Origin of the sequence: Segatella copri, from assembly GCF_019249655.2 — a bacterium.
GTDB lineage: Bacteria > Bacteroidota > Bacteroidia > Bacteroidales > Bacteroidaceae > Prevotella.
This window is the reverse complement of sequence record NZ_CP137557.1, coordinates 3,565,404-3,581,063: the sequence shown is the minus strand read 5'-3', so window position 1 is coordinate 3,581,063 and position 15,660 is coordinate 3,565,404. Positions and strand designations below refer to the sequence as shown.

The 15,660-nt window shown below is 44.2% G+C and carries 11 protein-coding genes; 4 read left to right on the top strand and 7 right to left on the bottom strand.

Translation table 11 applies throughout. The features are described from left to right. Positions 1–125 precede the first annotated feature (125 nt). The 4 genes from KUA49_RS14695 to KUA49_RS14680 form a co-directional block, all read right to left on the bottom strand. Entirely contained in the window at positions 126–1,814 is a 1,689-nt protein-coding gene (locus tag KUA49_RS14695; protein ID WP_318331588.1) for an IS1182 family transposase, read from the bottom strand. 468 nt (positions 1,815–2,282) lie between these two features. After that, entirely contained in the window at positions 2,283–3,731 is a 1,449-nt protein-coding gene (locus KUA49_RS14690) for a leucine-rich repeat domain-containing protein (RefSeq protein ID WP_203051694.1), read from the bottom strand. A 17-nt stretch (positions 3,732–3,748) separates the two neighbouring features. Next, the gene (locus KUA49_RS14685; RefSeq protein ID WP_203051693.1) at positions 3,749–4,555 is read right to left on the bottom strand and encodes a DUF2971 domain-containing protein; all 807 of its coding nucleotides are present in this window, start codon (positions 4,553–4,555) and stop codon (positions 3,749–3,751) included. Positions 4,556–5,401: 846 nt separating this feature from the next. Then, positions 5,402–6,652: an alpha/beta hydrolase family protein gene (locus tag KUA49_RS14680; RefSeq protein ID WP_218413545.1), complete on the bottom strand. Its 1,251-nt coding sequence runs from the start codon at positions 6,650–6,652 to the stop codon at positions 5,402–5,404. A gap of 248 nt (positions 6,653–6,900) precedes the next feature. Here KUA49_RS14680 and KUA49_RS14675 point away from each other — a divergent pair, with 248 nt between their 5' ends. Continuing rightward, entirely contained in the window at positions 6,901–7,440 is a 540-nt protein-coding gene (locus tag KUA49_RS14675) for a TIGR00730 family Rossman fold protein (protein ID WP_218413546.1), read from the top strand. Between the two features lie 182 nt (positions 7,441–7,622). Here KUA49_RS14675 and KUA49_RS14670 read toward each other — a convergent pair whose 3' ends face one another. The 3 genes from KUA49_RS14670 to KUA49_RS14660 form a co-directional block, all read right to left on the bottom strand. Beyond that, on the bottom strand, positions 7,623–8,873 hold the full coding sequence (locus tag KUA49_RS14670; protein ID WP_218413547.1) for an ATP-binding protein: 1,251 nt from the start codon (positions 8,871–8,873) through the stop codon (positions 7,623–7,625). A 166-nt stretch (positions 8,874–9,039) separates the two neighbouring features. Next, positions 9,040–10,227, bottom strand: a complete 1,188-nt coding sequence (locus KUA49_RS14665) for an FprA family A-type flavoprotein (protein WP_040553662.1) — start codon at positions 10,225–10,227, stop codon at positions 9,040–9,042. A gap of 13 nt (positions 10,228–10,240) precedes the next feature. Beyond that, on the bottom strand, positions 10,241–11,176 hold the full coding sequence (locus KUA49_RS14660; protein WP_217763629.1) for a carbohydrate kinase family protein: 936 nt from the start codon (positions 11,174–11,176) through the stop codon (positions 10,241–10,243). Positions 11,177–11,295: 119 nt separating this feature from the next. Between KUA49_RS14660 and KUA49_RS14655 the strand changes: the two genes are divergently transcribed. From KUA49_RS14655 to KUA49_RS14645, 3 genes are all read left to right on the top strand, one after another. Beyond that, entirely contained in the window at positions 11,296–12,669 is a 1,374-nt protein-coding gene (locus KUA49_RS14655) for a M16 family metallopeptidase (protein WP_218413548.1), read from the top strand. 208 nt (positions 12,670–12,877) lie between these two features. Beyond that, positions 12,878–14,335 (top strand): IS1182 family transposase, encoded by a 1,458-nt coding sequence (locus KUA49_RS14650; protein ID WP_218413607.1) that lies wholly within the window; start codon positions 12,878–12,880, stop codon positions 14,333–14,335. Between the two features lie 289 nt (positions 14,336–14,624). After that, positions 14,625–15,287 (top strand): GDSL-type esterase/lipase family protein, encoded by a 663-nt coding sequence (locus tag KUA49_RS14645; protein ID WP_218413584.1) that lies wholly within the window; start codon positions 14,625–14,627, stop codon positions 15,285–15,287. The last annotated feature ends 373 nt before the right edge of the window (positions 15,288–15,660 follow it).

Below are 15,660 nucleotides of genomic sequence, written 5' to 3'. Positions count from 1 at the left end.
AAGGGCATATCTTTTTTCATCTTAAAATTTTAGTTTATGTTAAACAATTCGTCATAAGGGCTTAAAATGGCCGATATGAACACTAATAGAGCGTGTTTTTCGATGGTATTGATCCCTACAGGTCATTATCCAAGAGAAGCAATCAAAGCAGGTACACCTTTGAGAGATATGGCACGACGAAGGTTATAAGATAGGCAAAAGAGACCCATCTCAGCAGTTACTTTCAGTTTGCCTTTCAGTAAAAAGTAGTATTGCCCAAGTGCTCGCTTCATGGTTCCAAAAGGATGCTCGGAGAGGCATTTGCGATTGTCCATCTTGTTCTGATCTAGATGTAAAACGTAACGGACAACCTTCTTCACGATCTTCATTCTTGGAGGTTTTGGCTTGTCCTTATTCTCTTCTTTGAGTTGCTTGCGTTTTGCTTCGGTTGCCTTTATCAAGGTGTCTTTGTTGAAGTCTGCCTCCTTGAACTTCTGGATGGTACACTTGCACTTGCATTTTTTACATGCAAGCTTGTTGCAATAGCGGATCATACCGTTTCTTTTGATAGACTTTTGCCTCAGGATTTCTCCTTGCGGACAATAGACAAGATTGCGTTCGGCATCCCTCACGAAGTATCCTTCAAGAGCCTTGGCACGCATCTGCCCGGGAGTCATCTTCAGTACAGCAGACTCTGCTACATCAGAAGTGTACTCCTTGACCTCTACAATCTGTGCATCGGTTAAAAAATCCTTGTAGGCTTCCGGTATGACTGCTGCTTCAAGACATGCCTTCAAATCTTCTGGATTAGTACTTGACTTTTGTTCGTCAGTTATGGTAGCTTCGTTATAGTCAAACTGAACCTGCTCCGTGCAGCTGCCATCACGTTGGATGACATTTGGTACGATACCATTAGCCAATGCATCTGCATGATCCTCGGGACACTCGTACCCCTTGTCTGCAGTTGATTCAAGAACGTCAACACCATAATCGGCTTTCACCTCAGATGCTACGCTTGTAAGCTGACCATGGTCTGTTGGACTGTTGGTTACCAGGAAGCCTGCTATCATATGGCTCTCCGCATCAACTGCAGTTTGCACATTATAACCGACACAAAAGCCTTCGTTGGCTTTCATTAGTCGGGAATCAGGATCGGTTAAGGAAATCTGGCTTTCACCACTTTTCTCAAGTGTATCACGGTATCCCTCATAGCGTTCCTTGCGCTCCTTGCAAACATCAAGCTTACGTTGCAACTCATCTTTAGAGAGCCTGCGTCCTTCCTCATGATCGTATGCTTCAAGTTCTTCCATATAGATTGAAATATGTTCATCAAGACGCTTGATTCGGTCATCGAGTTTGCTTAGAGTAAGGTTGTTGTCTTTAGCATTTACAGCCTTAAACTTGCTTCCATCAATAGAGATGTACGACTTGGAAAAGAGCTTCAGTCCCATACAAAACTTGTTGAACTCTTTAAAAACTTTAGTAATAGCCTTCTTGTTGTCCTTGCGGAAATCGGAGATTGTACGAAAGTCAGGAGTCAGCTTGTTGAGCAGCCACATTACCTCTACGTTACACTTGCACTCACGAGCAAGTTTGCGAGAGGAACGTACCTGATAGAAGTAACCATAAATATAGAGTTTGAGGAGATCGCGAGGATCATATCCAGGAGTACCTGTCTCTGCAGGAGTACTGCGGACGAATCCCAGTTCATCCATTTTGAGATTATCGACAAAAGCATCAAACAAGCGAACAGGGGCGTCAGCCTCTACATACTCGTCAATGCAATCAGGGAAAAGAACCCTCTGTCGTCTATCTTGTCCTTTTTTATATGCCATATCTTTCTTGTTTTTTACTACAAAGATACATAAAATAATTGAGAATCAAGAAGATACGAAGTTAATTAACTATAAAGAGCAAAAGAAAAATGCCCAATTCAGTTGTTTGCTTCCCTAATTAAGTTTTCGGACGGCCTCCCCCGGTTGTTCTTCCGCTCTTTTTTATTTTTAGTAATTTCTCAGTTAGTTATTCTAAAATCACTAATTTAAAATGTTTGTACTAAGGAAAGAATGAAAAAGGGCACGATTACTCGTGCCCCAATGAAAGCTTCTGTTAGTAAGCCTCCAAACTAAATATCAGCATTAAGACCACCAACAAAAGTACCTTAATCTACGTTGACTTTTTCATTGTCTTCGCTTTTTAGGGTTAGTTTAAAATAGGTCTTCACCTGCCTACGGTATCTATGCGGCAGAGCACCTAGTAAGCCACAGTGCTCCCATATAGCATCACAAGATGCCTGTCGTCATTTATTGAACAACAACTTTCTTCACACTACCATCACTATACTTAACGATGTTCAATCCCTTGGCTGGAGCAGACAATCGCTGACCATTTACAGAATAGCGAGAGAGTTCCTTGGCATCATTTGAGGTTGTAACCTTATCAATGCCAGTTGCATCGAACTCTACTATCTTTCCAAAATCGCCCCAAACATTAGCAAGCCAATAGTCTTGTTCTGTTCCTTGTGGAACATATAGAGTACATTTTCCTAAATTTGTTTCACTAAAAGTCTTGTAAGCAGAAATCGGAGTTGGCCAGCTAACATATACAGACAGTAAGTTCGAGCATCTTTGGAAAGCATACATACCTAAAGTAGTTACACTAGATGGCACCACTATACTTGTAATTTCTTCATCATTCAGATAATATTTAATACCACAACCAACCTCTATACAAGGATGATCTTTTGTCAAATATGTCTCAAAATCACCATTAATATAAAAGCTAACATCTTTTAAACCAGTACAGCCCTTAAAAGCGTAAAAGTCTATCTCGGTAATACTAGAAGGGAGGGATAAACTAGTTAAACCAGTACAGCCACTAAAGGCGGCAGAGCCTATTTCGGTAACACCAGAAGGGAGGGATAAACTAGTTAAACCAGTACAGCCATAAAAGGTTAAAGAGCCTATCTCGGTAATACCAGAAGGGAGGGACAAACTTGTCAAACCTCTACAGTCCTCAAAGGCGGAAGAGCCTATTTCGGTAACACCAGAAGGGAGGGATAAACTAGTTAAACCAGTACAGCCCTCAAAGGCGGAAGAGCCTATCTCGGTAACACCAGAAGGGAGGGATAAACTAGTTAAACCAGTACAGCCATAAAAGGTTAAAGAGCCTATCTCGGTAATACCAGAAGGGAGGGATAAACTAGTTAAATCAGTACAGCCCTTAAAGGCGGAAGAGCCTATCTCGGTAACACCAGAAGGGATGGTCAAACTTGTCAAATCTCTACAGTCCTCAAAGGCGGAAGAGCCTATTTCGGTAACACCAGAAGGGAGTTTTAAACTCTTCAAATTTCTGCATTCATAAAATGTATAACTACCGATGGTATCATCTGTTGTATAATATTTATCATAAGAGCCACTTGGGGAATAATAAAAAGAACCTCCTTTTATTATTTTCGCTTCAGACAAATCTAATACAGATAGATTTCCTTCAACAGGTCCACCGTAAAAATTTACTCCTGCCATCTCACGAACAAATTGCAAATCACTTCCATTTATCTCACCAACAATCTTAAGATTAGTAATCTGACGTTTTTTGTTATAACCAATTTTACCAGATAAAGTACCAGCCTTATCCAGCTTGATTGTAATCTGTTTGGTAATCAAGCCACCATCTGCAGCCTGAATTGCTAAACAACCAAGCAACATAAATACCGCTGTTAAAAACAGCCCTTTAAAAGTAATTGTTCTCATATTCTTCTATTTATTTGTTAATACATTAATTGTTCTACAGATATATTCTTATAACCTATTTGCTGCAATAAAGTTTTTATTGTCTTTTCTGTTGTTTCAAAATTTAATTGTTTGCCTATCAGAATTCCTTCCAAAGACAACTTTGAGAAAACTATGTCTAAATAAGGAACTTGCTTGCCATTATTATCACGATACTTTACACATTTTTTATCCTGTGGATAAGAAAAATACACTCCGTTCTCTGAACATGAAACTTGCATATTGCGCTCACGTATTCTTACATAGCGCACCTCTTCCTCTTTGCTCCATTCTTCACATTTCACAAAAGGACAACAGGCAATCTCATCAACAAACTCTTCACTAATATTAGCCGTCCCATAGCCCTCCTTACGATATTCTAATGTAACCTCTGCCAGTTTTGCCATCTTATTTTGCTCTGTCGCATATCTAACAGATGCCAAATAGTCACCTTCTTTCGCAAATTGTTCATCAGTTGGTAGCATTATTTTTCTATTCATGACCAGGCACACCCCATTTCCATTTTTACCATATTTTTCCCATAAGTATTTAGTATCAGATGCTTCAGAGAAAGAAACAACATAAGGGAATAGCTCATACAAAGAATCTACTTGCCCTTTAAGAGTTATATTATTTTTGGTTATTTTCTCTTTCAACGGCTCATACAACCACTTATATTCTAGAGAATCATTCATACAATCATAACGGCTTGCCCAAAAATGCAATCCGTCATTTTTTATGATGCTCTTTAAGACATCGTAACTTGTAAAGTGCAATATTTGATTTGTAAATTTGGACTGTACCATAATCTAACTTTTTATAATGTGAAACAACTGGTTTATACACAATAAAAAGAAAGCGTGAACTTGCCCGTTGCTCGCTTCATGAACAGAGGCCCTGGCAAGCCCATCTTATCGAAACGAACAACATCGAAGCCCACGCCGATATGATACACTTATCCCTATACCGAATTGGACACCCTACTTGCGTAGGGTGCCACATCAGTACAGAGATGTGAATATACACATCCCGAGAGCATCTACCGTTGCATAGTCTTTGATAAGATTCTGAAACTGCCAGGTTTCTGTTCATCAAGAACTAAGCGCATAGTAAACGCACTTTAATATTATGTATGATACCTCTACCCTCCCAAGTCCTCGTCTCAACCATCTCCCCTTTAAAAAGGAAGAAAAGCATCAACTCGGCGTGAGCGAACGGGTATCTGCGTGCAAAGGTAATGAAAATAATCGGAAAGTCGTATCATTTCCGATTATTTTTTTCAAGAAACATAAAGATTCTGTTGTGTGAAGGCACACAAACAGCCACAAAAGCCCTTTATCTATTCTACTTTGAACAAATCATCCAGCACCACCTCGTTCTGAATGTTTTGCCAACCAGCATTATGCTCTACACCATACGAAGTTATCATTGTTAAATGGAGAGTCTTCTTCGTTCCTGTAGCTTGCCTGAACAACTCCCTGCGCCTGATTAACCAAGCCGCATAATCGGGAATAATGGAATAAGTACACAAGTAAAAATACAAAAGTCTACTACGCTAACCCCTTAAAAAATGGCGTTAGCGTAGTAGACTTTTGATATTTAAGAGGAGAAGGTACAGAAAAACAGCTGTTAACTGTTAACTCTGTTAACCCCTATTTCAAATTCTTATCCAGAAACTCCAGCATTTTCTCCTGCGCCTTCAAGCCGCAGGAATGAGGAATATCCCAAAGCTCCGTATCAAGCAGATTATCAGCCCCCTGACTCTTCCAAACCTTGTGCATTTCGGTGAAAGCATCTTTTACACCAGGTACAGGGAAGAGCTTGTCTTTTGTGCCATTGATGAAGAGCATCGGCTTCGGACAAGCGAGGGAGGCGATGTGAGGATAGTCGAGATATTGCCTCAACCCCGGGATGCAATTCGCAAAGCCGCCATTTTCCTTTCTTCCGAATCTCCGGGTAAGTTGAACATCGGTGGTAATCATCCAGCAGATGGAAGCACCCGCCTTGATTCTATCCGATAAAGCCGAGAGCATCCACGAACGATAGGCTCCCATCGAACAGCCTACGCATCCGATACGCTTCGCATCCACCATCGGCAGCGAAGCCAGGAACTCGGTGCTGGAAATATCATCGTAAGTCATGAAGGCAGAGAGGTCTCTACCCAGCATCATCATGTTGCCGGCTATCAGGTCGTATTTGTTTCTATCCACGCCTTCCTTCCGGCCTCGTTCTCCCCACATCGGAGCATCTGCAGAAAAGACCACGTAGCCATGTTTCGCCAGATAATCGCCCACATACTGATTATCGTAAAGCTGTTTTGCCCACGCATCTGCATCATCAAGAATCTCCTGACAGAGCGCCTGCTTCTCCGGAGCATCTTTCTCTTCCGGAGTAAAGAAAGGACGAATCATCTTCTCCTTTCCTATAAAGAGATGAGCACCATGATCATGAAGCGCATTGACTGTTGGGAACGGGCCCTTGCCATCCGGAATCAGGAGATAAGCCGTAATTCGGGAATAGGCGTTGATATTAAAGGCGATTTTCTGCGCCTTATATCCGTCTCTCCGTTCCTCGCCCAATACTTCCATATCCCAAGCCGCAGCCGCTTTCGGAGACGTCATCATACATTCAAACACCTTCGCTCTTGCCGCCTTCTTCCATTTTTTGAAGTTCTTAATCGGACTGTTTCCCCAAGCCATCGGATACGTCAGTTCCTTCTTCAGCGTTTCTACATAGGTAGGAATCTCTCCCTGCCATTCATACTTCTCTCGCTTCTGAAGCTTCGGCTTCGAAGGGGTTTGCGCATGCGACACAGGGGTTTGTGCAAGCGATACAGAGGTCTGAGCAAGCGCCACCGACGCCTGCAACAATGCAATAATACTATATGTGATAATCCTTTTCATTCTATCTTTCTGTTTATAATTTGTCGAGAAGAAATCTATCTTCCTGTTTATAAGATTAGTTATAGTTTGCAAAATTAAGAAATTATCCGCAAAAAGAGCCCAATAATCTCGAAATTTTTGCGTACCTTTGCCTAAACATCTATAAATAACGGATAAAACATCATCAAATAGAAGATAAAACATCAATAAACAACAGATAAAACATCAATAAACAACAGATAAAACATCATCAAATAGAAAATAAAGACATGAAAATAGCAGTTTTTTGTTCAGCAAATAAGAATATCGACCCCGACTTCTTCACGATGACTGAAGAGATGGGAAAGTGGATGGCAGAAAACGGCCACGACCTGGTTTTCGGCGGCTGCAACTCTGGTCTGATGGATTGCATCGGCAAGGCGGTGAAGGCGAATGGCGGCAGAACCATCGGTGTGGTTCCTACGCTTGTAGAGCGAGGCGGCAGAACCTTCCCTGACCTCGACATCGAGATTCCGTGTGATAATCTCAGCGACCGCAAGGACCTGATGCTTGCCCAGAGCGACATCTTCGTAGCCCTTCCTGGCGGCATCGGCACCCTGGATGAAATCTTCACCATCGCCGCCGCCCACACCATCGGCTACCACCACAAGATGATGATTCTCTACAACATGAAAGGCTTCTGGAACTCCACCATCGCCCTTTTGGACGATATGGCAGAGAAAAGCATGATTCGTGGCAATTGGCGAGATGTGATAGAAGTAGCGGATAACCTGGAAGAGTTAAAGGTGATAGTTGAAAATTCCCATTAATATGATTTTTCGGCAAACTTGCACATTTTTGATATTAAGGAAGGAATAGAAGCCTATAAACGAAATACTCAGAAACAAAAGAAAGAGCGGAAAAACAACTGTTAACTGTTAACTCTGTTAACCCCAGTTGTTCTTCCGCTCTGAAACTTTATTTCTTATCACCTTCCCGCTCAAAAAGAAAATTACTTCAGCATCCATTCCCAAGCAGGAATTATATGCACCGCCTTACCATCCACGGTAAGCTCCTCTTTCTCATTCAGCGTAATGATGTAACCCTCAGACAAATCATAGATTTCCATCGCCTCTTGCAAGCCCTCTATTTCACGCTTGCGAGTCTTCTCATCATCCATCTTCACCGTAACCTGGTAAGCCTGGGTAATCCTTACACCTTCTCTCACCACAAAGTCGCACTCTTTCTTGTCGGCATGGTAGAACAAGTCGTAACCCCTTCGCAGCAATTCGATGAAAACGGCATTCTCCAGTTTTACACCATTGTTATCCGTGACATTGAAACCCATCCTGCTGATGATGGCATTATCTATAAAATACACCTTCTTCGGGCTCAACATCTGGGTCTTTACCGATGGAGCATACTTCAACAACTGGAATATCATGTAGGTTTGCTGAATATATTCCAGATAGTTCTTGATAGTTTCGGGATGGCGAATGCCCACTATCTTTCCCAGCGAGTTATAGGTAACACGCTTGGTGGCATTGCTGGCAAGATAAAATGCAAGTTCTTTAATTTCCTTGTCGTTTGTAAGACCATTGCGAGCCATCACATCCCGGAAGATAATGCTCTCATAAAGTGAGGACAGGTAACTGACGGAACCCGTCTGAAGATACTTCGGGAAACCACCCCTCTCCAAGAAATCACGGAAATGTCCCAACAGTTTGGAACGACTCGCCATCAGATAGAAATCTTTCTGCGAAGGCTCAATATGCTCCAGCTGCAGGTATTCGGCAAAAGAGAAAGGATAAACCTCCACAGAGATATAACGCCCTGTGAGGTGAGTGCCCATCTCCTTGCTCAGCATCCGGGCATTGGATCCTGTCACCACCACCTTATTGCCTTCATTGTAAAGACGTCTGACAAAGGTTTCCCAACCCGCAATGTTTTGAATCTCATCAAAGTAATAGGTGTGCTGCTCACCGAAAAGCTCAAAGAAGCATTCCTGCAAGGTTGCAAAATCTTCAAGCTTAAAGTTTACAAGACGCTCATCGTCAAAATTGAAGAAGAAATCTTTCTCCTCCAACTTATCACGCAGTTGCTGCAGCAACACCGACTTTCCACATCGTCTTACACCAGTTATGATAAGGATTTCCGTGGTGGTAAGCCATTCCTCTTCTATGTGTCGAGGGATAGCATCCTGCATAAGATGCTTGCAGTTTTCCTGCTGCTCAAATATAATTCGTTTCAACAGTTCTTTCATTGCTCCACTATTTTATGATTTGTGGGCAAAAATAAGAAAAATATCTGAAAGCAGCAAGAAAAAGCCGAAAATCTTTCATTCAGGATGAACAATTTTTCAGAAATCTTTCATTCCGAACGAATACTTTCTCCCGAAACCTTTCATTCGGAATGAATAGATTCTGATTTTATTCCGCCAGCAGCTTCTCAGCCATCGCCTTACCCAGAGCCTCGCACTGCGCCTTTACCTCTGGAGTAATCGCCTGCTTCATATCCACCGGCTCGCCCACTGGCTCATAGTGGAGCTTGGTTTCGTTCCACTCCTGAATCTTAGCCACAGCCTTGCTTGCCCAGCAATGAGAGCCGTACCAGCCAAGAAGGTGGTTCTTGACGTCCTTATTGGCAAGCTCGGAGAGGAGAACCTCCATCTCGTGATAAAGACCGGCATTGTAGGTTGGAGCACCCACGATGAGACCCTTGTAGCGGAAGATGTCGCGCAGGATGTAGCTGTGGTGAGTCTTCGAGATGTTGTACATTACGATGTTCTTCACGCCAGCCTTGCTTGCTGCACGGGCGATGATTTCAGCCATACGCTCGGTGTTGCCGTACATGGTGCCGTAGCAGATAACCAAGCCCGGCTCCGTCTCGTACTTCGACATCTTATCATACATGCCGATAACCTTCTCAATATGCTCGTGCCAAACCGGACCATGGGTTGAGCAGATGTAATCCAGCTCCACGCCAGCCAACTTCTTCAAGGCATTCTGAACAGGGATTCCATACTTACCCACAATGTTTGAGTAGTAGCGAACCATCTCCAGCCAGAAAGTCTCGCAGTTGATTTCCGTATCGATGATGCCGCCGTTCAGCGCACCGAAGCAGCCGAACGCATCGCCCGAGAAGAGCACCTTGTTCTTTGCATCGAGGGTTACCATGGTCTCTGGCCAGTGAACCATAGGGATGAGAACGAAGCTCAGCTCGTGGTTGCCCAGAGAGAGGGTTTCGCCATTCTTCACCTCTACCACATCATCAGTTACGCCATAGAAGCCTTCCAGCATTCCCAGGGTCTTCTTGTTGCCCACAATCTTGATGTTAGGGTAATATTTCTTGATGAGGGCGATGGAGCCGCTGTGGTCAGGTTCCATGTGGTTGATGATGAGGTAATCGATTTCGCGGTCGCCAATCACCTCGTGGATGTTCTCCAGGAACTGGGTGAAGAAATCTACCTCTACTGTATCTACCAGCGCTACCTTCTCATCGTCAATGATATAAGAGTTGTAGCTCACTCCATTAGGCAAAGGCCAGAGGCCCTCGAAACGATGCTTGTTGCGGTCGTTAACGCCTACGTAATAAATCTTGTTTGTAATCTCAGTCATAATCTATATATTTTTATAATTCCTTCTTCTTTTGCTCTCCAAATTCCTTGGAAACATAATTGTATATGTCCTTGCAGCATTCGGTGGAGAACTCCTGGGCACTCTTCAGGAGGCTATCCCATTGTGCCTCAGATAAGCCACGGTCGATATCCTCGCGGGTGATTCCATCCTTGATCAGTCCGAATACGAAACCGGCATTGAAGTTATCGCCGGCTCCGATGGTGCTCACCGGCTTCATCTTCTCCGAAGGATAACTCTTGGCAAAGCCGTTCTCGGCTCTCACCTCCACAGGCTCAGCGCCCTGGGTGCAGATAAACTTCTTGCAGTAGAAACTGATTTCGGCATTATACACCTTGTCTGCCTCCGGTTTCTTGTAGAGGATTCCGAAGTCCTCGTGGCTGCCACGCACAAAATCGGCGTGCTCCAGGTTCTCTATCAGATTAGGCGTAATCTTCATGATCTCATTCTGATGAGAAGCACGGAAGTTGATGTCGTAATAGAGGATGGCACCGTGATTCTTGGCGTACTCCAGGAAACCGGCCACCTGAGGACGAACCACCGGATTCAGGGCGAAGAACGAACCGAAGAGCACGATGTCGCCAGGATTGATTTCGGGAGTGGCAAACTCCAGCTGGTCGTGGGGATGGTCCTTGTAGAAGATGTAGTCGGCATTGTTGTTCTCGTCGAGGAACGCCAGCGAGAGCGGCGACTTCGATTCCGGAAAGATGCTCACATTGTCGGCATTCACGCCGTTATCTCTCAGAAACTGAATCACATACTCACCAATACGGTCGTTGCCCGCCTCGCTGATAAACGAAGCGTTCACGCCCGAACGTCCCAACGAGATGACTGCATTGAACGATGAGCCACCCGGTACTGCCTCTATCGGCTTGCCGTTCTTGAAGATGATGTCAAGCACGGTCTCTCCTATTCCTATAACCTTACGCATTGTTTTATGTCTCTTTTATATTTTTTTGGGGACAAAGATAAGTCTTTTTGGCGATAATGCAAAATAAATGCTCAATATTTTGGATAAATTACATTTTCAATGTAACTTTGCACCTTGAAATGAAATACAATACTTATACATTAGACAACGGACTCCGCATCATCCACCTGCCATCGGACAGCAAGGTGGTGTATTGCGGCTACCAGATAAATGCCGGCACCCGCAACGAGGAGCCGGGCGAAGAGGGCTTGGCTCATTTCTGCGAGCACGTCACCTTCAAGGGCACCGAACGCAGAAAAGCCTGGCACATTCTCAACTGTCTGGAGAGTGTGGGCGGCGACCTGAATGCCTACACCAACAAGGAGGGCACGGTGTATTACTCTGCCATCCTGAAGGAGCACATCGCAAGAGCCGTGGATTTGCTTTCCGACATCGTCTTCCACTCGGTTTATCCGCAGGCGGAGATAGATAAGGAGGTGGAGGTAATCTGCGATGAGATAGAGAGCTATAATGATTCGCCAGCCGAACTGATATATGATGAGTTCGAGAATATCCTCTTCAAGGGTTCGCCGCTGGGGCATAATATTCTGGGCACAGCCGAGCAGGTTCGGGCTTTCAAGACGGAGGATGCGCTGCGCTTCACAAGGAAGCTTTACCGGCCGGATAATGCGATATTCTTCGCTTATGGGGATATTGATTTCAAGAAACTGGTGAAGCTTATCGGGAAGGCGCTCACAGATGATAGTTCGGGCAAGCTTGCTGAGAAGGGTTGTCACGCAGATTTCGCAGATGACGCAGATTTCTCGGGAGAAACGGGAGACACGGGATTCGCGGGGGCACGGGATTCTGAGATTACGCAGATGTCGCAGGCTCCGCAGATGACGCAGATTTCTAGGGGAGCGATAGATTCGATGGGGTCGATGGATCCGATGGGTTCGCCTGCCGGGCAAACGATTGTGATGCAGAAGAATACCCATCAGGCTCATGTGATGATTGGAACCCGGGCTTACGATGTGAACGACGACCGCCGAATGCCGCTCTATCTGCTTAATAATATGCTGGGAGGACCTGGCATGAACGCCAAACTGAACCTCGCCCTCAGAGAGCACAACGGCTTGGTTTACACCGTAGAAAGCACGATGGTTTCCTATGGAGACACGGGCACCTGGAGCATCTATTTCGGCTGCGATGAGCACGACGTGAAGCGCTGCCTCCGCCTGGTTCGCAAGGAGCTGGATAAGTTCATGCAGAAACCATTGAGCGACGCCCAGCTCAAGGCCGCCAAGAAGCAGATAAAGGGCCAGATAGGCGTGGCTTGCGACAACCGCGAGAACTTCGCCCTCGACTTCGGCAAGAGCTTCCTGCACTATGGCTGGGAGAAGAACGTTGACCGCCTCTACGAGCAGGTGGATGAGATTACCGCCGCCCAGATTCAAGCCGTGGCTCAGGAACTGTTTGATAAAGACAGGCTCACCACCCTGATTTTCAAGTAGTTCTTGAAACAGAAAGCAAAGCAAAAAGCAAAAAGCAGAAGCCATTGCCCCACACGCCCTGTAAGGGCAGAAGCTCCTAGCCCAGGGAGGGCACTGAAAAAGTCCCTTCATTGGTTATGTTAGTTTAACATTCGATCTTTGAAATAGTGTACCCAAAAGTTGCATATGTGCAATATTTTTTGTATCTTTGTAGGAAAATACAAGGATTATGCTAGAGCAACAACAGACCATATCATTCAGTGATTATTCAAGTTTGTATGACTTGATTATCCCAAAAGACAACCTGCTCCGCCAGATTACTGACCTGGTGGACTTTAGTTTCGTATACCAGGAATTGCAGGACAAGTATTGTCATGACAATGGTCGTACAGCAGAGAGTCCTATCCGTATGTTTAAGTATCTTCTTTTAAAGGTAATCTATAACATATCGGATGTTGATGTTGTTGAACGTACTCGCTATGATATGTCGTTTAAGTACTTCTTGGGATTAACTCCTGAGGAGACTAATCTGATTAATCCTAGTTCCTTGACCAAATTCCGTCGACTTCGCCTGAAGGATATGGACCTGTTGGATCTTCTCATCAAGAAGACTGTTTCTATTGCTATAGAAGCTGGTGTCCTCAAGTCTAGAACCATCATTGTTGATGCAACCCATACGCATTCTCGTTCCAACCCTATCAGTGCAGCAAAGAGTTTGGAGTATTATTGCAAGGACGTAATCAAGGTCGTTGATTCTGTAGATGACAGCATGGAATTGCCTGAGCTTCCAAAAGAAAAGAAGTATTCTTCTATCATGACTGCTGCCAAAACAATAGTTGCAACAGTAGAAGCTGACGCTGCAACTGCCAATATGCCTGCAGTCAAGGAACGTCTTAACATGCTGAAAGAAACCATTTCCGATGCAGAGACCCGAGGCGTAATATCAAAAGATGAAGATGCCCGTACAGGACATAAAACAGCGCATTCTTCATTCTTTGGCTATAAGACGCATATAGCTATGAGCGATGAGAGAATTATCACCGCAGCTACCGTCACCTCCGGCGAGAAGGGTGATGGACAGCAATTGCCGGAATTGATAAAAAAGACAGAGGAAGCAGGAATGGAAGTTGATTCCATAGTAGCAGATAAGGCATATTCCAGCAAGGAGAATCTCAAAATGGCAAAGGAAAACAATATGCGCCTCTCTGCTCGTTTAAGCTCTGTAATTGACGGTAATCGAACAAACAAACTCCCTTTTGAATACAACAAGGATGCAGATCTGTACGTCTGCCCAGCAGGGCATCTGGCGAAATGGAAAGAGATGAATAATCGCAAAAATGACAAGCGTCACAGAAACTCCAGCATTACCTATTATTTTGATGTGGACAAATGCAAGGTCTGTCCATTGCGTGAAGGTTGCTACAAGGAAGGAGCCAAGACAAAAACATATGCGGTTACCATCAAATCGGATGAACAGTTGGAGCAAATCGAATATCAAAAAACAGAAGAGTTTATAAATCTTCAGAGGAAACGATACAAGATAGAAGCCAAGAACTCCGAACTTAAGAATGTCTTAGGATATGACAGAGCCCTGTCATACGGTTTGTCGTGCATGGAAATGCAGGGTGCTTTGACTATTTTCGCTGCAAATGTGAAAAGAATCATCAAATTGATGCAAAATGCATAAGGGGGGAAGTAGATTCCTCTATATATTGCCGAATTAAGCGCCAGAAAGGCTATAGAAAGCTATTTGGGGCTATATTCCTGTCCAAAAAAGTATTCCACTTTTAAAAGATGAAATGCTTCTTGGACAAGAATTAAAGTTCAAAAACAAGCTATGCAACTTAAAATTGGGTACCTTTTTCAGTGCCCTCCCAGGGCAACACCCTGGGTATAAACAGCATTTCGCCCTGCGCCCTGTAAGGGCAAAAGCTTTAAAAATACGCATTAATAACTAACTTAATATAAAATTTATGATGAAAAAAATCATGTTATCAATCTGCCTCCTCTGTGCCTGCACTACCTTACAGGCTCAAGGACGCAAGCACACAACTTTCTTTGATCAGAGAGCTACGCTCTTTGAAGTTCTTCCAACCAGCAAGAAGGACATCATCTTCCTGGGCAACAGCATCACCAACGGAGGTGAATGGGCAGAGTTACTTGGCAACCCACACGTCAAGAACCGAGGAATCAGCGGCGATAGAGCCGACACCCTTCTCGACCGCCTCCACGTCATCACCAAGGGCAAGCCAGCCAAGATCTTCCTCTTGATTGGCATTAACGACCTCGCCGGCGGTCGCAGCGTCGAGGACATCGCCAAGGACATCGATGAGATTGCCGAGCGAATCAAGAACGAATCTCCTTCTACCCGACTCTATCTGCAGAGCGTTCTGCCGCTGAACCCAAAGTTCAACATGTTTGTTACCCACATGAACCGCAAGAAGGATGTTCCTGCCCTCAATGCCCTGATCAAGGACATCGCCAACCGCCGCGGCTTGACCTACATCGACCTCTTCTCTGAGTTCGTGGCTCCTGGAACCCAGGACATGAACCCAGATTATACCAACGATGGCTTGCATCTGCTCGGAAAAGGCTACCAGAACTGGGTTAGAATCCTGAAGCCATATCTTGGGAAATAAATTCAAAAGAGATAGATTTACCTACATATCAATAAGTTACGTAATTTCTTCTATGTGGTAAATCTCAAAATCATCCTCGAATAGGGGTATAAACAAAGAAAATCGGGCTGTTAACTGTTAACCTGTTAACCGCCCGATTCCTTTTTATATAATGTATGTCTGATTTTTTGTTGTTAAACGAAAAAAGGAGCATCATCCGCTCCTCATCCGGAAAGCCCCATTGGCTCCCCTCCTACATTCTGGAAGCCCATTTGGCTTCCTGCTTTGCTTCAATTACTGTTTTTGAACTTTTAATGTTCTTTACTTTTAAATACCTGAACTTCTTAAAGTCGTTGAACTTCATAAAGTTCATTACCTCGTTGGCTTTTACTTA